The organism is Patulibacter sp. SYSU D01012 (genome assembly GCF_017916475.1).
In the GTDB taxonomy this organism is placed as follows: Bacteria; Actinomycetota; Thermoleophilia; order Solirubrobacterales; family Solirubrobacteraceae; genus Patulibacter.
Genome location: NZ_JAFMTB010000003.1, coordinates 386,110 through 407,552, shown reverse-complemented (window position 1 = coordinate 407,552; position 21,443 = coordinate 386,110). Strand labels below are relative to the sequence as shown.

The window sequence follows — 21,443 nt, the reverse complement described above, 5'->3', positions numbered from 1 at the left end:
ACCCGCCGGACGTCGTGCAGCCCACGAACGGTTCGTGCGTCCTCCAGAGGCCGGCGGGAGAACACTGCGGGCCACCGGAGCCCCCCGCTCCCGACAGGAAAGGGCACGATGAGCAGCGAGAAGGACAGCAGGACGGTGGTGGCCGTCGACGTCGGCGGCACGTTCACCGACGTCTGCGTGCTGGACCAGACCACGGGCGCGCTCGAGGTCGCGAAGGTCCCCTCCACCCCCGACCCGATCGACGGCGTGCTGGCCGGCGTCGCCCACGCGGGCGTCGACCTGGAGCGCGTGGCGCTCTTCTGCCACGGCACGACGGTCGCCACGAACGCCCTCATCACCCGCCGCCTGCCGCGCGCGGCGATGGTGACGACGAAGGGCTTCCGCGACGTCATCGAGATCCGCCGCGGCACCCGCGACGACCTGTGGGACGCCTACAAGGACAACGCCGAGCCGTACGTGCGCCGGCGCGACCGCTTCGAGGTCGCCGAGCGGATCGACTGCGAGGGCAACGTCGTCGAGGCGTTCGACGAGGAGGGCGCCCGCGAGGTGGCGCGCATCCTGGGCCGCCGCGGCGTCGAGTCGGTCGCGGTCTGCTTCATCAACGCCTACGCCAACCCCGAGCACGAGGAGCGGATGGCGGCCATCCTGCAGGAGGTCCTGCCGGACGTGTCGGTCTCGACGTCGAGCGGCGTGCTGCCCGAGCTGTTCGAGCACGAGCGGTTCTCCACGACGGTCGCCAACGCCGTCCTCTCGCCGCTCGTCTCGGGCTACGTCAACCGCCTGGGCGAGAGCCTGAAGGACGACGGCTACGACGGCGACCTGCTGATCCTGCACTCCGGCGGCGGGGTGATGACGCCCGAGGCGGTGCAGAAGCTGTCCGTGCGCCTGGCGGCGTCGGGCATCGCGGCCGGCGCGGTCGCGTGCCAGCACACCGCGGCGCTCTGCGGCTACCCCAACGCCATCGGCCTGGACATGGGCGGCACGAGCACGGACATCTCGCTCGTCCACGACGGTCAGCTGCGCACGACGAACGAGTGGTTCGTCGAGTACGGCTACCCCATCTGCTTCCCGTCGATCGAGGTGCTGACGATCGGCGCCGGCGGCGGCTCGCTCGGCACGATCGACGCCGCCGGGTCGCTGCGCAACGGGCCGCAGTCCGCCGGCTCGGTCCCCGGCCCCGCGGCCTACGGCCAGGGCGGGACGGAGCCGACGAACACCGACGCCAACGTCGTCCTGGGCCGCCTGGGCGCCCAGCTGGCCGGCGGCGAGATGACGCTCGACCCGGCGCCCGCCGAGGAGGCGATCCGCACGCGCATCGCCGAGCCGCTCGGCCTGTCCGTCCCCGAGGCCGCCAGCGCGATGCTGCAGGTGGCCAACGCCAACATGGCCGACGCGGTCCGCCTGATCTCGCTGCAGCGCGGCTACGACCCCCGCGAGTTCGCCCTCGTCGTCTTCGGCGGCGCCGGCGCGCTGCACGGCGCCGCGCTCGCCAAGGAGCTGTCGATCCCGACCGTCGTCGTGCCGCCGCGGCCCGGCGCGTGGTCGGCGCTCGGCTGCCTGATGGTCGACATCCGCCACGACCTCTCCACGATGTTCCTGGCCGCCGCCGGCGACGCGGAGCCCGCCGACATCGAGGCCGCGTTCGCCGAGCTCGAGGCCGAGGGCCGCGCGATGCTCGAGGCCGAGAACGTCCCCGCCGACAAGATCCGCCTGGAGCGCTCGATCGCGATGCGGTACCTGGGCCAGTGGCGCTCGATGGACGTCGCCGTCGAGGCGCCGCTGACCGACCTGGGCCCGGCGGTCGAGCAGTTCCACCGCGAGCACGAGCGCGAGTTCTCGTACCGCCGCGACGACGCGCCGGTCGAGCTCTACCGCCTGCAGCTGACCGCGATCGGCGAGACCGAGCGCGTCCGGCTGCCGCGCGAGGAGGAGCGCGCCGACGCCGCGCTGCCCGAGCCCGTCGTCGAGCGCGACGTCTGGTTCGACGGGCAGAGCGCCCCGCAGCGCACGCCGGTCTTCCGCCGCGACGACCTGCCGTCGGGCCTGCAGTTCGTGGGCCCCGCCGTCATCGACCAGCTGGACAGCACCACGCTCGTCCCGCCCGGCGTCCTCGTCGAGATCGACGAGTGGCGCAACATCCGCATGCACATCACCGAGGTGAGCTGATGACCCCCGCCACCGGCCCCGCCGTCACGGACGACGCCGCGGCGCTCGATCCCGTCACGTTCGAGGTCCTGAAGAACTCGTTCGTCACGCTCGTCGACGAGATGGCGGAGCAGATCCTCCGCACGTGCCACTCCTTCGTCATCTACTCGCGCGACTTCTCGTGCGCGCTGTGCGACGCCGAGGGCAACACGATCATGCAGGGCAGCCAGGACATCGCCGTCCACGTCGGCACCCTGCACCTGAAGGCGAAGGCGGTCCTGGAGGACTTCGCCGGCGACATCCACGAGGGCGACGTCTTCGCCGTCAACGACCCCTACCGCGGCGGCACGCACTTCTCGGACGTCTCGGTGATCCGGCCGATCTTCGCCGACGGCGAGCTCGTCGCGATGGCGCAGGCCAACGGCCACTGGGCCGACATGGGCGGCTCCGTCCCCGGATCGTTCGACGTCTCGGCGACGGACCACTTCGGCGAGGGCGTGCGCCTGCCGCCGGTGCGGATCGTCGACCGCGGCGTGGTCCGCCGCGACGTCATCGCCGTCATCGCGCACAACACCCGCGCGCCGGGCGACATCGTCGGCGACGCGCACGCCCAGATCGAGGCCACCCGCGTGGCCGAGCAGGAGGTCTTCCGGCTCGTCGACAAGTACGGCGCCCGCACGGTCGTCGCGGCGTTCGGCGCCGTGCAGGACTACGTCGAGCGCCTGACCCGCGCCCGCATCGCCGAGCTGCCGGACGGCACGTGGGAGACCGAGGACCACATCGACCTGGACCCCGCGTCGGAGGAGGGCCTGGTCGCGATCCGCCTGAAGATGGCGATCGAGGGCGACGAGATCCGCTACGACCTCTCGGGCTCGGACCCGGCGATCGCCAGCTTCCTCAACTCGGGCTTCGGCGTCGCGTTCTCCGGCGCGATCGCGTCGGCGAAGACGTTCATGCCCGACATCCCGCTCAACTCGGGCTTCTACCGCGCGGTCAAGGTCGACGTGGGCCCCGAGGGCACCGTCGTCAACGCCGGCTGGCCGAACGCGGTGACCGGCTGCGTCTCGGGCGCCTACGAGAAGATCATGTCGGCCGGCTTCGAGCTGTGGTCGCAGCTCATGCCCGAGCGGGCCCTGGCGTGCTGCTTCAACCTGGAGTACCTGCTCGTCGGCGGCCGCGACGCGCGACGCGACGACCGGCCGTTCTTCATGTGGTACGACTGGATGGCCGGCGGCTGGGGCGGACGCCACGGCAAGGACGGCCAGAACGCGACGTCGCCCGTCTTCGGCGTCGGCCTGGCGGTCCAGCCGCTCGAGGGCCAGGAGCGCCTGACGCCGGTGCTGACGTCGGCGCACGAGATCATCCCCGACTCGGGCGGGCCCGGCCTGCACCGCGGCGGCTGCGGCGTGCGCAAGGGCGGCACGCTCACCGACGTCGAGCACACGGTGATGAGCTACTGCTGCGACCGCGGCCGCGCGGTCACCTGGGGCATCGGCGGCGGCATGCCGTCGATCCCGCACGGCGTGTGGCTCAACCGCGGCACGGACCGCGAGCGCTACCTGGGCGCCAACTTCTCGGGCGTCGACGTCCAGCGCGGCGACCGCTTCGAGCGGCCCTCCGCCGGCGGCGGCGGCCTGGGCGACCCGCTGCAGCGCGACCCGGACGCCGTGTGCGAGGACGTCGCCGACGGCTACGTCACCGTGCGCCGCGCCGAGCGCGACTACGGCGTGGTGATCCGCGTGGTCGACGAGGAGCTCGCGGAGTACGAGGTCGACGCCGAGGCGACCGAGGCCGCCCGCGCCGCGATGCGGATCGAGCGCGCCGGCTGGATCGACGAGGACCCCGAGGAGGTCGCCACGCGCTTCCGCAACGGCGAGCTCGACGTCATGGACCTCGTGCGCCGCCACGGCGTGATCCTCGACTGGGGCACCGGCGAGCTGCTGCCGCGCACCACCGAGCAGTTCCGCGCGCTGCTGCGCCGCCGCACCGCCGAGCAGTGGCCGACCCCGTGAGCCCCGGGCGGCCGGCGCGGCGGACGGATCGCGTCCGTCCCCGCCGCGCCGGCCGCCGGGGCCCCGCGGCCCCGATCCCCTTCGCCGCCCGGCGCCGCGTGCCGCCGGGCCCCGTCCTCCCGCGTCGTCGTCCCGCCGGACGTCCGCCGGCCCCTGCCCGTCCGGGCGGGCCGGTCCACCCCATCCCGAGGAGTCCCCATGGGCACGTCAGCCCCACCCCGCACCCCCACCGTCGCCCCGCTGCGCGTCCAGCGCCACGACGACCCCCGCGTCGTCGAGGAGGCCGCGACGGAGGACTACTCCCTCCACGTCGTCCCGCGCTCCTGGCGCCTGGAGCGCGGCAAGCTCACCATGGCGTGGTACGGCGTGATGACGGCGTTCTTCTACGTGTACTTCGCCGCGTTCATCGCGCTGGCGTACGGCACCGTCAACGCGCTGATCGGCATCGGCCTGACGATCGTCGCCTACACCGCCGTCAACGCCGTGCTCCTGCGGACCGCGTCGCGCAGCGGCCTGACCGTCGCCCTGTTCTCGCGGTCGATCTTCGGCTTCGTCGGCGCCGCGATCCCCACGCTGATCCTGGCCGCCACGGCGATCTACTACGTCGTCTTCGAGGGCGCAGTCGTCGCCGTCGCGGCGCAGAGCTTCTTCGGCGGGCCGCTGAAGCTCTGGTACGCGATCGTCGTCTTCTCGACCGCCCCGCTCGTGTGGAAGGGCATCCGGGCGCGGCTCGACCGCATCAACGGCCTGATGCTGCCGTTCTACGCCGTGGCGATGGTCGCGGTCATCGTCTGGGCGCTCGTCTCGGACGGCTACCACGGGTTCCTGCCCGGGTCGCAGGCCGCGCCCGGCACGACGCTGCCGTGGCTGCAGGCGTTCGTCGCCTACATGGGCGTGTGGGTGCTCATGCTCTACACGATGGACTTCGCCCGCCTGGCGCGGCCGGCGGACGAGCGCTTCCACCGCAACGTGACGTTCGGCTGGCTGTACTACGCGCTGACGTTCGGCGTGAACGGCCTGATCGGCATCCTGCTGGTCTCGACGTTCGGCATCGGCCTGGAGGACCTGGCGGGCCAGGAGAGCGCCCTGCCGGTGCGGATCGTCGGGCTGACCGGCGTGCTCGGCCTGCTGCTCATCGTGCTGACCCAGATGCGCATCAACACGGTCAACCTGTACGTCGCGTCGACCAACCTGCAGAGCTTCGTCGCGCGGGTGACCGGCGTGTCGCTGCCGCGCACGCTGTGGGTGCTCGTCGCGTGCGTCATCGGCTACGCGCTCATGCTCACGAACGTCTTCGGCTACGTGAACGACGCGCTGGCCTACCAGGGCATCGCGATCGTCTCGTGGGTCGGCGTCGCGCTGGCGCACGTCTGGTACCTGCGCCGCACCGGGGTGCCGCTGGACCGCGTCGAGTTCCGGCCCGGGCGCGTGCCACGGATCAACCCGGCCGGCGTCGGCGCGTGGGGGCTGGCGACGGTCGTCGGCCTGGTGCTGAAGATCGCCGACACGCCGGGGTCGCAGACGTGGGAGCTGATCGGCCTGCCGCTGACGTTCGTCCTGGCCGCCGGCGCGTACGCGGCGCTGACCGTCGCCGCCCGTCCCTCGTGGTTCGCGATGGCCCGGCCGCTCGACCCGACCGACGAGGTCGACGACCCGTGGGAGGACCGGGTGCACTGCGCGGACTGCGACCGCTCGTACCTGGCGCGCGAGATGGACCGCCGCCCCGTCGCGCCGCACGACGCGGTGTGCGCGTCCTGCGCGACGAGCGAGGGCTTCCACGCCCAGGCCCGGCAGGCGGCCCGGGACGCGGCGGTCGGCCCGCCCGCCGCGCCGGACGCCGTCCCCGCCGGCTGACGCCCTTCCGGGGCCGCGACGCGGCGGCGCGCCCCCGGATGGAACGCTTCGCGCGATGCGGCCACCGTCGTCCCGGAGCCCGACGTCCGACGCCCGCGGGGCCGAGGGCCCGCCGGCCGCCGCGGGCGGGCGTCCCGTGCCGGCAGGCGTCGTCGCCGCGCTCGTCGGCTTCGTCGGGTCGGCGACGGTCGTGCTCGCCGGGCTGCGGGCCGTCGGCGCGGACGCGGAGCAGGCGGCGTCCGGGCTGCTCGTCCTGAGCCTGTCCGCGGGCGTCGTCGGGGGCGCGCTGGCGTGGCGCACGCGCCTGCCGCTGAGCGTCGCCTGGTCGACGCCGGGCGCGGCGCTCCTCGTCGCGGCCGGCGAGCCGTCGGGCGGGTTCGCCGCCGCCGTCGGCGCGTTCCTCGTGTGCGGGGTCCTGCTCGCGGCGGCCGGCCTGTGGGGCGCGTTGGCGCGAGCCGTCGTCGCCATCCCCGTGCCGCTGGCCGCCGCGATGACCGCCGGGATCCTGCTGCCGGTCTGCTTCGGCCCCGCCCGCGCCGTGGCGGAGCTGCCGGGCCAGGCGCTGCCCGTCGTCGCGGTGTGGGGCGTGCTGACGCTCGTGGCGCGGCGCCTCGCCGTGCCCGGGGCGCTCCTGGCGCTCGTCGTGGTCGTGGCGCTCGCCGGCGACCTGCGCCTGGGGCCCGCCTCGGGCCTGGTGCCGCAGCCGGCGTTCGTGGCGCCGCGGTTCGAGCTCGGGGCGATCGTCGGGATCGCGCTGCCGTTGTTCCTCGTGACGATGGCGTCGCAGAACGTGGCGGGGATCGGCGTGCTGGCGAGCTTCGGCTACCGCGCCCCCGTGCGGCCGGTGCTGCTCTCCACGGGCGCGGCGTCGGCGGCCGGCGCGGTCCTCGGCGGCCACGCGATCAACCTGGCCGCGCTGTCGGCGGCGCTCGTCGCGGGCCCCGACGCCGGCCCGCGCGCGCGCCGCTGGGTCGCCGCCGTGTCCGCCGCCGCGACCTACGTGGCGCTGGCGCTGCTGGCCGGCCTGGTGGTCGCGTTCGTCGCCGCCACGCCGCCGGTGCTCGTCGAGGCGGTCGCCGGGCTCGCGCTGCTCGGGGCGCTCGAGTCCGCGCTCGGCGCGGCGCTGCGCGACGAGCCGCACCGCCCCGAGGCGGTCGCGACGATCGTCGTGGCGGCCTCCGGCGCGTCCGCCCTGGGCATCGGCGGCGCGTTCTGGGGCCTGCTCGCCGGGCTGACCGTCCACCTGGTGCGGCGGTGGCGGGCCCGCGACGAGCGCGGGCCGGACGCCGGCCCCGCGACTCCGCGCTGACGGACGGCGTCCGTCCCGGTCGCCGCGGCGGCGCCGCGTCAGACGGCCCGCTCGAACCAGAGCGTCGCCAGGCGGTTGCCGTTGTAGTCGGGGATCTCGCGGTAGCCCAGGCTGCGGTACAGCGCCTGCGCCTCCGCCTGTCGGTCGCCCGTGTCGAGCCGCAGCGTGCGGTAGCCCGCCGCCCGCGCCTGCTCGTGCAGGTGCTCCATCAGCCGCCGCGACAGCCCGCGTCCGCGCGCCTCGGGGGCCACGTACACGCGCTTGACCTCGACGATCCCGTCCGCGAAGGGCCGCAGGCCGCCGCACGCCACGGCGCGGCCGTCCAGGCGCACGACCACCCAGCGGCCGGCGGGCTCGGCGACCTCGTCGGCGCCGACGATCGGCGGCCGGACCACGCCGCGGTCGGCGTAGCGCGCGACCACCTCGGCCACGAACGCCTCCTGCAGCGCCAGCGACTCCGGCGTGTCGGCGGGCTCGTGGACGAGGGAGACGGCGGCGTCGGTCACCGCCCGATGATGGCGCGCCGGCGGCTCAGCCCGCGGGCAGGCGGACGATCTCGACCGGCGTGCCCGCCGGCAGGACGTCGGCCGAGGGCGGCAGGACCGCCAGCACGTCCGCGGCGGCGAGCGACGCCAGGCGATGCGCCTGCTGGCCCGGCAGGACGTGCACGCGGCGGCCGCCGTCGCCGTCGTCGGCCAGCACGGCGCGCAGCGCCCGGGCTCGGCGGCCGTCGCCGCGCGTCTCCTCCGCCAGCCGCGCGGTGGCGACGGGCGCCGGCGCGGCGCCGGCCATCGCGCGCGCCAGGGGCACGGCGAAGAGCGCCGCGGTCACGAGCGCCGCGCCGGGGTTGCCGACGAGCGCCACGACCGGCCGCAGGACGGCGCCGTCCTCGGCGGCGGCCCGGCGCGGCAGCGCGCCGATCCACGTCGGCTTGCCGGGCTGCAGCGCCACCGCGCCGACGTGCTCCTGGCCCCCGAGCCGCTCGAGCGCCGCCCGCACGTGGTCGTGCCGGCCGACGGAGACGCCGCCGCACGAGACGACCAGGTCGCCGCGCGCCGCCGCGAAGGCCGCCATGGTGGCGGCGCGGTCGTCGCCGACGCGCACGACGTCGAGCACCTCGATCCCGGCCGCCCGCAGCAGCGCCGGGATCGCGACCCCGTTCACGTCGCGGACCGCGCCCGCGGCCAGCTCGGCCGCGCCGGGCGCGACCTCGTCGCCCGTGACGACGACGGTCGCGGTCGGCGACCGCCGGCAGTGCAGCGCGTCGACCCCGGCCCCCGCGAGCAGCGCCAGGCGCCCCGGGTGCAGCGTCTCGCCGGCGCGGACGACGACGTCCCCGCGCGCGACGTCCTCGCCGGTGGCCCGCACGTCGTGGCCCGGGGCGACCGCGACGCCGACGTGCACCGCGTCGTCCCGCTCGGTCGCGTCCTCGGCCCGCACGACGGCGTCGGCGCCGGCCGGCAGCGCCGCGCCCGTGCTGATCCGCAGCGCGGTACCCGGAGCCACCGCGACATCCGCCGGGTGCCCCGCGCGCGCCTCGTCGACCAGCCGCAGCACCGCGGGGTCCGCCGGCGCGGCGCCGGTCGTGTCCGCCGCCCGCACCGCGTAGCCGTCCATCGCGGACGCGTCGAAGCGCGGATGGTCGCCGGCGGCGCGGACGTCGTGCGCCGGCACGTGATCGGCGGCGTCGGCGAGCGCGACCTCGCGCACCGGCGTGCGGGCGGCGGCGCCCAGGGCGACGGCGGCGGCGCGGGCGTCCGCGAGGCTGAGGGGGTCCGCCATGCGCGGATCGTACGGGCGCGCTCCGCGCCGCGCGCGGCGCCGGACGGCGTGCGCGGGTGGTCCCGTCAGACTGGCCCCATGCCCGCCGCCGTCCCCGAGCCCGCGCGCGTCGTCGCCGTCCTGGCGGGCGGCCGGTCGCGGCGGATGGGGCGCCCGAAGGCCGGCGTGCCGCTCGACGGCCGGCCGCTGCTCGCGCACGCCGTCGCCGCGGCGACGGCGGCGGGCCTGACGCCGGTGGTGGTCGCGAAGGCCGGGTCCGTCCTGCCGCCGACGGCCGCGGCGCGGTGGGACGAGCCCGACGCGCCGCAGCACCCGCTGGCGGGGGTCGCGGCGGCGCTGCGGCGCGCGCAGGCGCCCGTCGTCGTGCTGCCCGTCGACCTGCCGCGGGTGCCCGCCGCGCTGCTGGCGGCGCTCGCCGCGCGGCCCGAGCCGCTCGTCGTGGTCGAGGGAGCGGGGCGCGTGCACCCGCTGCTCGGCCGCTTCTCGCCCGGGCACGCGGACGCGCTCGCCGCCGCGGCGGCGGAGGGCGCGCCCGTCGTCCGCACGGTCCGTGCGCTCGGGGCGGCGGTCCTGGACGCCGCGACGCTCGTGCCCGGCGGCGACCCGGCGGCGTACCTGGCGAACGTCAACCGGCCCGAGGACCTGGCGAGCGCCTGACGGGCCCGGCCCGGGCCCGCGCCGGCCCGCCGGGCAGGGGTGCGGCCGGCCTACGCGCCGACCGGGGCGTCCGCGTCCTCGCCCGGCTCGCACAGCCGCGGGTCGGACTCGACGAGCTCGAGCACCTCGCGCACCGGCCGGCCGCTGCGGCCGGCGATCCAGCACGCCAGCGGCGCCGCCTGCCGCTGCGAGCGGTGCGCGGCGTGGCGGGCGACGTCGAGCAGCTCGCGGATCTCGTCCGCCGTCGGCGCGGCCTCGCCCAGCTGCTCGGCGAGCACCGCCAGGTAGCCCTCGATGGTGGTCGTGTCGTCGCTCATGCGGCCACGCTAGCGCCGCGGGCGTCCCCCGGCCCGCGCGGCGACCGGCTGGAGCGGCGGCGCGCTTGGCGCTCGCCGAGCGCGGGTACGGTCAGGCGACGCCCACCCCGATCCCCCCGGAGGTCCGATGTCCCCCGCTCCCCGCATCCCTCGCCGGCAGGCCGTGCGCGTCGCCGCGGCCACCCTGGCGTCCGCCGCCCTGACCGGCGTGCTCGCGGCGCCCGCGCTCGCCGGCGACCCGTCCGACCTGCAGCGCTACTACCGCTACTTCGACCGCGGCCCGGCGCTCATCCCCGGCGACGACACGCCGTGGGTGCCGCAGGGCCTGGCGTACTGGCCCGAGCGCGACGCCCTCGTCATCTCGTACTACGACGGGCAGAAGCAGCAGAACAGCCGGATCGCCGTCGTCGACCGCACGACGGGCAAGCGCGAGAAGCTGCTGTCGCTGCCGACGAAGGGCCACGTCGGCGGGCTCGCGATGTCCCAGGGGTTCCTGTGGACGGCCGACGGCGGGCGGGTCACGCGCTACGCGAAGAAGGTCCTGAACGCCGCGAACGGCACCGCCACGCCGGTGAAGGCCGGCAAGAGCTGGCCCGTGAAGGCGTCCTCGTACCTGACGATCGCCGGCAGCTCGCTGTGGGTGGGCGCGTTCACCGAGGCCGCGACCGGCACGAGCGTCGCCTATCGCTACGACCTGAACGGCAAGCAGGTCCCGGGCGCCGCGCCCGCCGCGACCATCTCGACGCCCACGCGCGTGCAGGGGATGGCGGTCGTCGGCGGCAAGATCGTCTGGTCGCGCTCCTGGGGGCGGAACAACCGCAGCCGCATCGACGTCGCCCCCGCCGGCGCCCCGACGCAGCCGTCGCGGATCTTCACCGCGCCGAACATGTCCGAGGGGATCGTGGCCGCGCAGGGCGAGCTGCACGTCCTCTACGAGTCGGGGTCGAGCACGTACGCCGACGCGAGCTACCGCGTGAAGACGATCCACCACGGCGCGGTCGGCCCCATCCTCGGGCCGTAGCCCGGGACGGCGACGGGGCGGCCCGCAGGCCGCCCCGTCCGCGGCGCCGCGCGCCGCTCGCGGGCCCGACCGTCGCCGGCCGGCCCCGTCACCGCCCGCCGCCGCTAGGCGACGACCGCCGCCTCGGTCTCGAGCGCGATGTCGCCGTCGACCGCGGTCACGCGCACCGTCTGCCCCTCGCGGACCTCGCCCTTCAGCAGCGCGAGCGCCAGCTTGTCCGTCAGGTGCCGCTGGATCGTCCGCTTGAGCGGCCGCGCGCCGTACGTCGGGTCGTAGCCCAGGTTGCCGAGCAGCTCGGCGGCCTCGTCGGTCAGCTCGACGGTGATCCCGCGCTCCGCCGCCCGGTCGATCACGCGCTGCACCTGCAGCGTCACGATCCGGCCCAGGTGCTGCCGGTCCAGGCTGTGGAACTCGATGATGTCGTCCAGGCGGTTGATGAACTCGGGACGGAAGTGCGCCTCCGCGCCGGCCCGGCCGCCCGGGATGTTCGACGTCAGGATCAGCACGGTGTTCGTGAAGTCCACCGTCCGGCCCTGGCCGTCCGTCAGCCGGCCGTCGTCGAGCAGCTGCAGCAGGATGTTGAAGACGTCCGGATGGGCCTTCTCGACCTCGTCGAGCAGCACCACGGAGTACGGCTTGCGGCGCACGGCCTCGGTCAGCTGGCCGCCCTCGTCGTAGCCCACGTACCCGGGGGGCGCGCCGACCAGGCGCGAGACCGCGTGCTTCTCCATGTACTCCGACATGTCGATGCGGACCATCGCGTCGGTCGAGTCGAACAGGAACTCGGCGAGCGCCCGCGCCAGCTCCGTCTTGCCCACGCCCGTCGGGCCGAGGAACAGGAAGGAGCCGATCGGCCGGTCCGGGTCGCCCAGGCCGGAGCGGCTGCGGCGGATCGCCGCCGACACCGCGTCGACCGCCTCGCCCTGGCCGATGACCCGCTCGTGCAGGCGGTCCTCCATGTGCACGAGCTTCTCGATCTCGCCCTCCATCAGGCGGGCGACCGGGATGCCGGTCCAGTTGCCGACGACCTCGGCGATGTGCTCCGCCGTCACGCGGTTCTCGAGGTACTTGAACTCCTGCGCGCCGGCGTCCGCGGCGGCGGCCTGCGCCTCGAGCTCGCCGATCTTGCGCTCGAGCGCCGGGATCTCGCCGTAGTACAGCTCGCCCGCGCGCTGCAGGTCGCCGGAGCGCTGGGCGCGCTCGGCCTCCATGCGCTTCTGGTCGAGCTCCTCCTTCGCCTGCCCGACGGCGTCGACGGACGACTTCTCGCGCTGCCACTCCGCGGTCATCGTGGCGGAGCGCTCGCGCTCGTCGGCCAGCTCGCGGTCCAGGGCGGCCAGGCGCTCCTTCGACGCCTCGTCCTCCTCCTTCTCCAGCGACAGCCGCTCGATCTCGAGCTGCACGATGTGCCGGTCGACCTCGTCGATCTCGGTCGGCTTCGAGTCGATCTCGATCTTCAGGCGCGACGCGGCCTCGTCGACCAGGTCGATCGCCTTGTCCGGCAGCTGGCGGTCCGCGATGTGGCGGTGCGACAGCGTGGCCGCGGCGATCAGCGCCGCGTCCTGGATGTCGACGTTGTGGTGGCTCTCGTACTTCTCCTTCAGCCCGCGGAGGATCGCGATCGTGTCCTCCACTGACGGCTCGTCGACGAGCACGGGCTGGAAGCGCCGCTCGAGCGCGGCGTCCTTCTCGATGTACTTGCGGTACTCGTCGAGCGTGGTGGCGCCGACCGCGCGCAGCTCGCCGCGGGCCAGCATCGGCTTGAGCAGGTTGGCCGCGTCGACCGCGCCCTCGCTCGCCCCCGCGCCGACGATGGTGTGGAGCTCGTCGAGGAACATGACGATCTGCCCCTTGGCGTCCGCGACCTCCTTCAGGACGGCCTTCAGGCGGTCCTCGAACTCGCCGCGGTACTTGGCGCCGGCGATCATCGAGCCCATGTCGAGCGAGATGACCTTGCGGTCGCGCAGGCTCTCGGGCACGTCGCCGTCGACGATGCGCTGGGCCAGGCCCTCGGCGATCGCGGTCTTGCCGACGCCCGGCTCGCCGATCAGCACCGGGTTGTTCTTGCGGCGGCGGGAGAGCACCTGGATGACGCGGCGGATCTCCTCGTCGCGCCCGATGACCGGGTCGAGCTTGCCCTCGCGGGCCGCCTCGGTCAGGTCGGTGCCGTACTTCTCCAGCGCCTCGAACTTGTCCTCGGGGTTCTGGTCGGTCACCTGGTGGCCGCCGCGGACCTCGGACACCGCGCGCAACAGGTGCTCGCCGTCGGCGCCGACGCCGCGCAGGGCGTCGCCCGCCTTCGAAGGGTGCTCGGCGATCGCGAGCAGCAGGTGCTCGGTCGACAGGTAGTCGTCGCCGAGGGTGCGCATGCGCTCCTCGCCGGCGCGCAGCACGGCCACCAGCTCGGACGACGGGCCTGACGCCTGCCCGCCCGAGGTGACGGTCGGCATCGCGTCGATCGCGGCCTGGACCGGGCGGCGGACCTCGTCGACGGCCACGCCGAGCTTCCGCAGGACGGACGCGGTCAGGCCGCCCTCCTGGTCGAGGAGCGCGAGCAGCAGGTGCTCGGGCCCGATCTGCGGGTTCTTGCCCCGCTCCGCCACCCGACCGGCCTCGGTGATGGCTTCCTGCGTCTTGATGGTGAAGCGATCGGGCTGCATGGTCGCCTTTCGGTCGGGGGACAGGGACAGCGTGACGCATCGGCGGACCGTCCTGCCGCGGTGCGGCCGCGGGACGCCGGGTCGTGATCTGAGTCGCTTGTACTGAGATTTTGCGCTGTCGCTCGGCATATGTCAATAGGGCGGGCGTGCGTCCGCTCCGGGCGGGCGAGAAGCGGCGGGGCGGCCCCTGCGTCGCCCCGGGGCCGGGGCGATCCGGGACGCGGCGTGCCGGTTGCGGGCCCGCGGCCGTACACCGGTCCGCCCGCCGCGGCGGACCGGCGTACGCCCGACCCGGCGCGGGTACCGTGAGCCACGGCCGTCCGTCGACCGACCGCCGCGCCATGGAACCCCAGAGCCTCCGCCACCGACCAGTCGAGCGCCCCCGCGGCCGCAACCGCGCCGACGCCCGTCTCGCCCGCGCCGCCGCGGCCGGCAGCCCCGCGGCGTTCGCGACGATCTTCCGCGAGCACGCCCCCGAGCTGCACCGCTACTGCCGCTCGATCCTGGGCAACGAGCACGACGCGACGGACGCGGTGCAGAGCACGATGCTGCGGGCGCTCGAGGCGCTCCCCGGCGAGCGGCGCACGATCGCGCTGCGCCCGTGGCTGTTCCGCGTGGCCCACAACGAGGCGATCGACCTGCTGCGGGCGCGGCGGCCGCACGTCGAGCTGGACGAGGCGCGCGACGTCTCCGACCGCGTCGGCAGCGGCGCCATCGAGGACCGCGAGCGCCTGCGGGCGCTCCAGGCCGACCTGGCCCGCCTGACGGAGCGGCAGCGCGGCGCGCTCCTCCTGCGCGAGCTCGTCGGCCTGACGTTCGCCGAGATCGCCGACACGTTCGGCATCGCCGAGACCGCGGCGAAGCAGAGCGTCTACGAGGCGCGGCGGGCGCTCACGACCCTGGCGCAGGGCCGCGCGATGGATTGCGACGCGATCGCCCGCGCGCTCTCGGACGGCGACCGCCGCACGCTGCGCGGGCGCGCCGTGCGGGCCCACCTGGACGAGTGCGCGGGCTGCCGGGCGTTCGCCGAGGGCCTGCGCCGCCGGCCGGCCGACCTGGGCGCGCTGGCCCCGCCCGTCGCGGCCGGCGGCCTGGTGCTGCCGGTGCTCGGCGCCGCGGGCGGCGCCTCCGTGGCGGGCGGCGGCGCGGCGGCCGGCGGCGGCTTCCTGCCGAGCCTCTCGGCGCTGCTCGGCCTGGTGCCCGCGGGCGGCAAGGTCGCCGCCACCGTCCTGGCCGTCGGGGCCGTCGCCGGTGGGGGCGCCGCCGCCGTCGTGACCTCGGGCGGTCCGCCGTCCGCGGCCGCCGACGTGCCCGCGACCGTCGGGGCGGGCCCGTCCGCGGCCGACGCGACGAGCGCGACGGCGGTCGGCGCGCACGCGACGCCGATCGCCGCCGCGGCAGCGGCGCGCCCGGCCGGCGCCTCCGACGGCCGGCGGGACGAGACGGCTCGGAACGCCGGGACGGCGCGCTCGCCGGCCGGACGCCGGCCCGCTACCGGTGCGCCCGCTGCCGCCGCGAGCGCCGGCGGCCGGGAGCGCGAGGATCGCGTCGCTGGGGCGCCGACGGGCGGCGACCGCACGCGGCCGGACGACGCCGGCGCGCGCCGGGCCACGACGGGCGGGGGCCCGCAGCAGACGGAGGGGCGGCGCCAGGAGCCCCCGGACGCGCGAGGGCGCGGCGCGGCGCACGAGCAGCGGAAGAACGCCGCGGGCGCGGCGAAGCGCGAGCGCGGGGCGGCCAAGGCGCAGGCGAAGCAGGACCGGGCCGCGGCCAAGGCGCAGGCGAAGCAGGATCGCGCCACGGCCAAGGCGCAGGCCAAGCAGGACCGGGCCGCGGCGAAGGCGCAGCGCGGTGACGGTGCCGCCACCGCCGCCGCGAAGCAGGAGCGCGGCGCGGCCGGGCAGGAGCGGCCGCCGGCGCAGGCTGGGGCGCAGCCCCCGCGGGGACGGACCGACGCCGCGGCCTCGGCGCACGAGGATCGCGCGGACGCCCCGGCCGCGAGCGGCGGCCGCCCCGGCCGGACGACGCCCGCCGGCGCGCCGGACGACGGCTCCGCGGCCCGCTCCTCGGAGGCCCCCGGGGACGCCGGACGCGCCGGCGCGGGCCCGGGGGCGCGTCCTGCCCCCGGCGCCGGCCCCGCGGCCGGCCCGGGTCGCCCGGCGACCGGCGGCCCGTCCGCGCCCGGCGCCCCGCGCGCCGACCGCGGCTGACGCCACGGTCCCGGTCCCCGCCACGGGCGCGTGCCGCGGCCCCGGGCGGTCGCTCGGGGGCGCGCCGCGGACGGCCGTCCGCGGCGCGTTCCGACGATTCGCGAAGTAGCTCCTTACTTCCGGCCGTGCCGGTCGTTCTCTCCCCGAGGGACCAACCACCTCACCCTGCGGCGCCCCGGATCCCCCCGGCGCCGCACGCGAGCCCGGCCGCGGGGACGGCGGCCGGGCTCGCCCGCTTTCGACCGAAGGAGCACCATGCGCATCGACCGCAACCGCACCGCCACGGCGACCGTGGCCGCCGGGCTCGTCGCCCTGGCTGCCGCCGCGCCGCTCGCCTGGGCCGACGGCCCGAAGAAGCCCAAGCCCCCGCACGGGGCCGTCGCCGCCGCGACGACCACCACCGACGACGGCACCACGGTGACGACGCCGACGGAGACCACGCCGACCGACACGACGCCGACGGAGACCACGCCGACGGAGACGACCCCCACCACGACGACGCCCGACGCCGGCGCCCGCCGGGGCTACGGCGTGCTCTGCAAGGGCCAGAGCACGCGCCACGTGAAGGGCCAGAAGGGCACGCCCTTCAGCCAGTGCGTCACCGCGCTCGCCAAGCTCGACGCCGGCACGGCCGAGACGCCGCGTGACGCCTGCCGCACCCTCAGCCGCAAGCGCGTCGCCGGCCAGCGCCGCTCGCCGTTCGTCCTCTGCGTGCAGGCCGCGCAGCGCCTCGAGGACCAGGCGCCCGCCGCGTCCTGATCCCGGTCCCGGGCCGGCCTCCGCGGCCGGCCCGTCCGCCGTGTCCCCCGCCCTCGTCCCCACCGCCGGCGCCGGCGTCGCCGGCGCCCTGCGGCGCCGGCTGCTCTTCGCCGTCGCGTGCCTCGCGATCGCCGGAGAGCTCGCCCTGATCGTCCTCGTCGGCGCGCCCGACGAGGACCCCGCGGCCCCCGCCGCGCCCGCCGGCGGCCCGCCGGCCGCCGCGCCCGCCCCCGCCGTCGGCGGCCGGTGACGCCGGTCCCGTCTGGCGCGTGCGATGCTCGGAGCACGGCGTCCCCGGCCGTCGCTCCCCCGTGACCCGCTCCCGCTCCGTCGCCGTCCTCGTCGCCGCCGCCCTCGCGGTCGTGGCCGTCCTGGGGGCGCTCGTGCGGGGCAGCAACGCCGTCACGCGCGCCGACGCCGACGTCGTCGACGGCGTCGCCGGCTGGCGCCCCGCCTGGCTCGTCGACGTCGCGCGCGTCTTCACCGAGCTGGGGCAGGGCTTCGTGCTCGCCGGCATCCTGCTCGCCGTCGGGCTGGTGCTGGTGCTCCTGCGCCGTGCGCCGCCCGCGGACGCCCTGCTGCCCGTGCTGTCGCTCGGCGTCGGCGCGGCGCTCGCGGGCGTGGCGAAGGCGATCGTCGAGCGGCCGCGGCCGCCGCTCGCGCTGCACGAGGTCGTCGAGCGGAGCAGCGGCTTCCCGTCCGGCCACTCCACCCAGTCCGCGGCGGGCTGGCTGGCGCTCGGCCTGGTGGTGGCCGCGGCGACCGGACGCCGCTGGGCGGTGGCGGCGTGCGCCGCCGTCGTCGTGCTCGTCGGCCTCTCGCGCGTCGTGCTCGGCGTGCACAGCCCCACCGACGTCCTCGGCGGCTGGGCGCTCGGCACCGCCACCGCGGTGGCCGTGACGACGCTGGGCCGCGCCGCGCTCGCCCGCCGGCCGCCCGCGGCGCCCTCGACGGCGGACCCCACTCCGGTCGCCCGTCCGCGGGACGCCCGGACGCGGCGCCCCTAGTCGCGCGGGTCGTCCGCCGGCGGCGCGTCCCGGCTCCACAGCCGCTCGGGCGCCGGCCGCGGGGCCGTCGGGTCGCGGTGCGGCGGCGTGTCGGCCGGGTGCGACCCGCCGTCCGTGGGCCGTCCCGCCGGGCCGTCGATGCCGGCGATGGTGCGGTACGCGACGACGATCGGCGCCAGGTACGCGGCGGTGGCGATCAGGCCGAGGAGCACGTACAGCACGGCGAACGGGATCAGCGCCGCCACGCCGACCGCGTCGTCGATCCAGGCCGCCCCCAGCACGAGCGCCTCGAGCACGATCGTGAGGACCGAGAACACGACCGCCACCACGATCCCGACGAGCACGAACAGCGCCAGCAGCGACCAGAAGCGCCCGGCCGTGAGCGCCCAGGAGCGCCCGAACGACGCGAACCCCGTCCCCTCCGTCAGGTGCGCGACGGGCCACAGCGACAGGCGGACGCCGACGTACACGAGCAGGCACAGGACGGCGAGCGCGGCGAGCACCGCCAGGCCCGCGGACGCCTGCGCGAGCAGCGCGACGAGCAGGCCCAGCAGCCCGACGGCGACGGCGGCGGCGACCGCGAAGACAACGCCCAGGCCGAAGAGCGGCGGGGTGGCCCGCAGCGCCTGCGTCATCGCCTGGCCGAGCGGCAGGTGCGGCTCGTCGGCGACCGCGCGCTCGGCGCCGCGCACCACCGACACGTAGGCGGCGAGCGAGAACCAGAGCGAGACGAGCGCCGCCACCACGCCGAGCACCACCACGACGGCGACCTGCCCGCCGCTCAGGTCGGCGACCTCGCGCCGCTCCAGGGTCGAGTCGCCGAAGATCGTCGACTGGCGGGTGACCTCGACGTGCGTGTCGACGTCGCCGACCAGCAGCCAGCCGAGCAGGAACAATAGGACGATCGGGACGACCGTCGCCAGGTTGAGGGCCAGCTGCGGCAGCAGCAGCGCGCGGGGCCGGCGGCGCAGCAGCGCGAAGCCGCGGTCCATCGTGGCGCCGACGGGCAGGGCGGGGACGTCTGGGGCGGCGGTGCTCATCTGGCGGGTCTCCACGCGTGGACTGGTCGGCACCCTAGTGCCCCGTCCGGCGCGGCGCACCCGCCCGCCGCGTCAGGCGTCGTCGTCGACGGGGACGGCGTCCATCGGCACTTCGGCGCCGGGGACGCGGCGCACGTGCACGATCGCCGTCGTGCGGGTGCCGTGGTACGGGACGAGCGCGTTGCGCTCGCGGAGCTTGTCGATCTCGACCTGCATCTCGGCGCGCATCTGCTCGCGCATCTCGACGGTCTCGCGCTGCAGGCGCTCCAGGCGCTCGGCGGCCTCGGCGTAGCGGCGCTTCTCCCGCTCGAGCTCCACCTCGAGCTCGAGCACCCGCTCGACGCCGGCCAGGTTGAGCCCCAGCTCGTTCGTCATCTGCTGGATCCGGCGCAGCCGCTCGACGTCGCTGTGCGAGTACAGGCGGGTGCCCTTCGGCGAGCGCTTCGGCTCGATCAGGCCGCGCGCCTCGTACATCCGCAGCGTCTGCGGGTGCATCTCGGCCAGCTCGGCCGCGACGGAGATCATGAAGACGCCGCGGTCGGCGTCCACCTCGATCGTCGTCGTGGTCGTCGTGGTGGTGGTCGTCACCCGCGCGCGGCGACCGCCCTTGCGCGGGCGGGCGCCGTCGCGGTCGTGGTCGCTCGGGGTGCCCATGCGCTACGCCTCCTCGGCGAAGAGCTTCTCGCGTCCGGCGGCGGGGAACAGGTCGGCCAGCCGGCCGACGGCCTCGCGCTCCTCGTCGGTCGACGGCTTCGGCACGTCGATGACGAAGCGGTAGCGGATGTCGCCGCGGCCGCCGGCGCCCAGCCGCGGCGGCCCCTCGCCGCGCAGCCGCTGGACGGTGCCGTGCTTCGTGCCGGGCGCGACGCGCAGCTTCTTGCGCCCGTCGAGCGTCGGCACCTCGACGTCGGCGCCCTGCACCGCCTCGGCGATGGAGAGCGGCACCGTCACCTCGACGTCGTCGCCGCGGCGCTCGAAGACCGCCGACGGGGTGATGTGGGTGATGACGAACAGGTCGCCCGGCGACCCGCCGTTGCGCCCGGCCTGGCCCTTGCCGGCCAGCCGCACGCGCGAGCCCTCCTTCACGCCGGCGGGCACGTTCACGCGGTAGCGCTTCGTCGTGTGGACGGCGCCCTCGCCGCCGCACGTGGGGCAGGGGTCCTCGATGATCGTGCCGGCGCCCTGGCAGCGGCTGCAGGGCTGGCTGATCGAGAACAGTCCCTGGCCCTGCGACTCGACGCCGCGGCCGTGGCAGCGCGGGCAGACCGTCGGGCTGGTGCCCGGCTTGGCGCCCGTGCCGGAGCACGTGTCGCACGTGGCGGTCGTCCGCACCGACAGCGGCACCTGCGCGCCCTCGACCGACTGGCGGAACGAGAGCGTGACGTCGGCCTCCAGGTCGCGGCCGCGCTGCTGGCTCGGGCGCGTCGCGCGCCCGCCCCCGCCCGGCCGGGCGCCGCCGCCCCCGGCCCGCCCGAAGACGCTGCCCAAGATGTCGCCGATGCCGGAGTCGCCGAAGTCGAAGCCGGCGCCGCCGGTCGAGAACGCGCCGCCGAGCCCGCCGAACGCGCGGGCCTTGTCGTACTCCTTGCGCTTCTCCGCGTCGGACAGGACGTCGTGCGCCGCGGAGATCTGCTTGAACCGCTCCTCGGCCGCCTTGTCCCCCGGGTTGCGGTCCGGGTGGTACTCGCGGGCGAGCTTGCGGTACGCCTTCTTGATCTCGTCGGCGGACGCCTTCTTGTCGACCCCCAGGACCGCGTAGAGGTCGGGGCCGTTGTCCTGTCGTGTCGTTGCCATACGGAAGAGATCGGGTCGAGTGGTCGGAGGTGTAGCGGCCCTGCCGGGCCGGCGGGGTCGCCGCCGGCCCGGGGATCAGCCCGCGACGACCACCTTGGCGGCGCGCAGGACGTCGTCCCCGCGCCGGTAGCCCTGCTGATAGACGGTGACGACCGTCCCGGGCAGGGTCCCCTCGTCCGCGGGCTGCTGGGTCAGCGCCTCGTGGAACCGGGGGTCGAAGGGCTCGCCCTGCGGGTCGTAGGCCTCGATGCCGGCCGACGCCAGGGCGGCGTGCAGCTCGCGGTGGACGATCCGCAGGCCCTCGACGAGCTGGTCGTCCGCCTCGCCGGTCTCGGCGACGTGCGCGAGCGCGCGGTCCAGGTTGTCCAGCGCCGGCAGCAGCTCGCGCGCCAGCCGGACGACGCCCCGGGCCTCGCCCAGCGCCGCGTCGCGCCGGGCGCGCTTGCGGACGTTGTCGAGCTCGGCGACGGAGCGGAGGTAGCGGTCCTTCCAGTCCGGCTCCTCCTCGGCGGGAGCGGGGGAGCTCCCGCCGGTGGCAGGGTCGGCGTCCTCGTCGTCCGCGTCGCCGTCGGGCGCCGTCGCCCCGGGGTGGTCGCCCTCGGGGCGGCCGTCCGGGCCGATGCCGTCGTCGTCGTGGCCCAGGCGGTTGGGCTGCGCGTCGTGGTCGACGTCACCGGGCGTCGCGCCGTCGTCGGGCGCGTTGCCCGCGCCGGCGCCCTTCGGGCCGCTGTCGGCGGGCGTCGGCCGCACGGTCTCGGCGCGCTGTCCGCCGCCCCCGCCCGACCCGGTGGGGGCCGGGACGGGGCGCTGGTCGTCGCCGCTGTCCGCGGTGTGGTCGTGCTTGTCGCTCATGGCGTGCTCCTGATCTCCGGGACG

18 protein-coding genes are annotated in these 21,443 nt (G+C 76.5%); 10 read left to right on the top strand and 8 right to left on the bottom strand.

Translation table 11 applies throughout. From position 1 onward, the window contains the following. Positions 1-108 precede the first annotated feature (108 nt). The 4 genes from J3P29_RS17760 (at position 109) to J3P29_RS17745 (ending at position 7,320) form a co-directional block, all read left to right on the top strand. Complete coding sequence (locus tag J3P29_RS17760; RefSeq protein ID WP_210495577.1) at positions 109-2,166, top strand: hydantoinase/oxoprolinase family protein; 2,058 nt, start codon at positions 109-111, stop codon at positions 2,164-2,166. Continuing rightward, the gene (locus tag J3P29_RS17755) at positions 2,166-4,157 is read left to right on the top strand and encodes a hydantoinase B/oxoprolinase family protein (protein WP_210495576.1); all 1,992 of its coding nucleotides are present in this window, start codon (positions 2,166-2,168) and stop codon (positions 4,155-4,157) included. The genes J3P29_RS17760 and J3P29_RS17755 overlap by 1 nt, the downstream gene beginning before the upstream one ends. Positions 4,158-4,355: 198 nt before the next feature. Continuing rightward, positions 4,356-6,011, top strand: coding sequence for a hypothetical protein (locus tag J3P29_RS17750; RefSeq protein ID WP_210495574.1), 1,656 nt, complete (start codon positions 4,356-4,358; stop codon positions 6,009-6,011). A gap of 136 nt (positions 6,012-6,147) precedes the next feature. Then, positions 6,148-7,320: a benzoate/H(+) symporter BenE family transporter gene (locus tag J3P29_RS17745; RefSeq protein ID WP_210495573.1), complete on the top strand. Its 1,173-nt coding sequence runs from the start codon at positions 6,148-6,150 to the stop codon at positions 7,318-7,320. A gap of 38 nt (positions 7,321-7,358) precedes the next feature. Here J3P29_RS17745 and J3P29_RS20165 read toward each other — a convergent pair whose 3' ends face one another. Both J3P29_RS20165 and glp read right to left on the bottom strand, forming a co-directional pair. Next, a complete protein-coding gene (locus tag J3P29_RS20165; RefSeq protein ID WP_210495572.1) occupies positions 7,359-7,826 on the bottom strand; it encodes a GNAT family N-acetyltransferase in 468 nt (155 codons plus the stop codon). 25 nt (positions 7,827-7,851) lie between these two features. Next, a complete protein-coding gene (glp, locus tag J3P29_RS17735; protein ID WP_210495571.1) occupies positions 7,852-9,102 on the bottom strand; it encodes a gephyrin-like molybdotransferase Glp in 1,251 nt (416 codons plus the stop codon). Positions 9,103-9,180: 78 nt separating this feature from the next. Between glp and J3P29_RS17730 the strand changes: the two genes are divergently transcribed. Then, positions 9,181-9,759, top strand: a complete 579-nt coding sequence (locus J3P29_RS17730) for an NTP transferase domain-containing protein (RefSeq protein WP_210495570.1) — start codon at positions 9,181-9,183, stop codon at positions 9,757-9,759. 50 nt (positions 9,760-9,809) lie between these two features. Here J3P29_RS17730 and J3P29_RS17725 read toward each other — a convergent pair whose 3' ends face one another. After that, positions 9,810-10,076 carry a DUF6457 domain-containing protein gene (locus J3P29_RS17725; RefSeq protein WP_210495569.1) on the bottom strand — a complete coding sequence of 89 codons (267 nt, stop codon included), beginning with the start codon at positions 10,074-10,076 and terminating at the stop codon, positions 9,810-9,812. Between the two features lie 127 nt (positions 10,077-10,203). Here J3P29_RS17725 and J3P29_RS17720 point away from each other — a divergent pair, with 127 nt between their 5' ends. Then, positions 10,204-11,097, top strand: coding sequence for a hypothetical protein (locus J3P29_RS17720; protein ID WP_210495568.1), 894 nt, complete (start codon positions 10,204-10,206; stop codon positions 11,095-11,097). Positions 11,098-11,201: 104 nt separating this feature from the next. On the opposite strand, the gene clpB is transcribed toward J3P29_RS17720, so the two are convergent. Continuing rightward, positions 11,202-13,757 carry an ATP-dependent chaperone ClpB gene (gene clpB / locus J3P29_RS17715; RefSeq protein ID WP_210495567.1) on the bottom strand — a complete coding sequence of 852 codons (2,556 nt, stop codon included), beginning with the start codon at positions 13,755-13,757 and terminating at the stop codon, positions 11,202-11,204. A 341-nt stretch (positions 13,758-14,098) separates the two neighbouring features. On the opposite strand from clpB, the gene J3P29_RS17710 reads away from it, so the two are divergent. From J3P29_RS17710 to J3P29_RS20950, 4 genes are all read left to right on the top strand, one after another. Further along, the gene (locus J3P29_RS17710) at positions 14,099-15,967 is read left to right on the top strand and encodes a sigma-70 family RNA polymerase sigma factor (RefSeq protein WP_210495566.1); all 1,869 of its coding nucleotides are present in this window, start codon (positions 14,099-14,101) and stop codon (positions 15,965-15,967) included. A 255-nt stretch (positions 15,968-16,222) separates the two neighbouring features. After that, positions 16,223-16,726, top strand: coding sequence for a hypothetical protein (locus tag J3P29_RS17705; protein WP_210495565.1), 504 nt, complete (start codon positions 16,223-16,225; stop codon positions 16,724-16,726). Between the two features lie 40 nt (positions 16,727-16,766). Continuing rightward, a complete protein-coding gene (locus tag J3P29_RS17700) occupies positions 16,767-16,976 on the top strand; it encodes a hypothetical protein (protein ID WP_210495564.1) in 210 nt (69 codons plus the stop codon). Between the two features lie 61 nt (positions 16,977-17,037). Next, on the top strand, positions 17,038-17,733 hold the full coding sequence (locus J3P29_RS20950; protein WP_210495562.1) for a phosphatase PAP2 family protein: 696 nt from the start codon (positions 17,038-17,040) through the stop codon (positions 17,731-17,733). Here the strand turns inward: J3P29_RS20950 and J3P29_RS17690 are convergent. The 4 genes from J3P29_RS17690 to J3P29_RS17675 all read right to left on the bottom strand — a co-directional run bounded on the left by J3P29_RS17690 (position 17,730) and on the right by J3P29_RS17675 (position 21,419). Then, positions 17,730-18,773 (bottom strand): hypothetical protein, encoded by a 1,044-nt coding sequence (locus J3P29_RS17690; RefSeq protein ID WP_210495561.1) that lies wholly within the window; start codon positions 18,771-18,773, stop codon positions 17,730-17,732. The genes J3P29_RS20950 and J3P29_RS17690 overlap by 4 nt on opposite strands. Positions 18,774-18,845: 72 nt before the next feature. After that, positions 18,846-19,427 carry a MerR family transcriptional regulator gene (locus tag J3P29_RS17685; RefSeq protein ID WP_210495560.1) on the bottom strand — a complete coding sequence of 194 codons (582 nt, stop codon included), beginning with the start codon at positions 19,425-19,427 and terminating at the stop codon, positions 18,846-18,848. 3 nt (positions 19,428-19,430) lie between these two features. Then, complete coding sequence (locus J3P29_RS17680; protein ID WP_210495558.1) at positions 19,431-20,567, bottom strand: J domain-containing protein; 1,137 nt, start codon at positions 20,565-20,567, stop codon at positions 19,431-19,433. Positions 20,568-20,642: 75 nt separating this feature from the next. After that, a complete protein-coding gene (locus J3P29_RS17675; RefSeq protein ID WP_210495557.1) occupies positions 20,643-21,419 on the bottom strand; it encodes a nucleotide exchange factor GrpE in 777 nt (258 codons plus the stop codon). Positions 21,420-21,443 lie beyond the last annotated feature (24 nt).

What these genes read in the sequence shown, in the direction of transcription:
- J3P29_RS17705 (WP_210495565.1), top strand. Translation starts at nt 16,223, where the DNA reads ATGCGCATCGACCGCAACCGCACCGCCACGGCGACCGTGGCCGCCGGG.
- J3P29_RS17690 (WP_210495561.1), bottom strand. Translation starts at nt 18,773, where the DNA reads ATGAGCACCGCCGCCCCAGACGTCCCCGCCCTGCCCGTCGGCGCCACG.
- J3P29_RS17710 (WP_210495566.1), top strand. Translation starts at nt 14,099, where the DNA reads ATGGAACCCCAGAGCCTCCGCCACCGACCAGTCGAGCGCCCCCGCGGC.
- J3P29_RS17730 (WP_210495570.1), top strand. Translation starts at nt 9,181, where the DNA reads ATGCCCGCCGCCGTCCCCGAGCCCGCGCGCGTCGTCGCCGTCCTGGCG.
- J3P29_RS17685 (WP_210495560.1), bottom strand. Translation starts at nt 19,427, where the DNA reads ATGGGCACCCCGAGCGACCACGACCGCGACGGCGCCCGCCCGCGCAAG.
- J3P29_RS17725 (WP_210495569.1), bottom strand. Translation starts at nt 10,076, where the DNA reads ATGAGCGACGACACGACCACCATCGAGGGCTACCTGGCGGTGCTCGCC.
- J3P29_RS17675 (WP_210495557.1), bottom strand. Translation starts at nt 21,419, where the DNA reads ATGAGCGACAAGCACGACCACACCGCGGACAGCGGCGACGACCAGCGC.
- J3P29_RS17720 (WP_210495568.1), top strand. Translation starts at nt 10,204, where the DNA reads ATGTCCCCCGCTCCCCGCATCCCTCGCCGGCAGGCCGTGCGCGTCGCC.
- clpB (WP_210495567.1), bottom strand. Translation starts at nt 13,757, where the DNA reads ATGCAGCCCGATCGCTTCACCATCAAGACGCAGGAAGCCATCACCGAG.
- J3P29_RS17680 (WP_210495558.1), bottom strand. Translation starts at nt 20,567, where the DNA reads ATGGCAACGACACGACAGGACAACGGCCCCGACCTCTACGCGGTCCTG.
- J3P29_RS17755 (WP_210495576.1), top strand. Translation starts at nt 2,166, where the DNA reads ATGACCCCCGCCACCGGCCCCGCCGTCACGGACGACGCCGCGGCGCTC.
- J3P29_RS17750 (WP_210495574.1), top strand. Translation starts at nt 4,356, where the DNA reads ATGGGCACGTCAGCCCCACCCCGCACCCCCACCGTCGCCCCGCTGCGC.
- J3P29_RS17760 (WP_210495577.1), top strand. Translation starts at nt 109, where the DNA reads ATGAGCAGCGAGAAGGACAGCAGGACGGTGGTGGCCGTCGACGTCGGC.
- glp (WP_210495571.1), bottom strand. Translation starts at nt 9,102, where the DNA reads ATGGCGGACCCCCTCAGCCTCGCGGACGCCCGCGCCGCCGCCGTCGCC.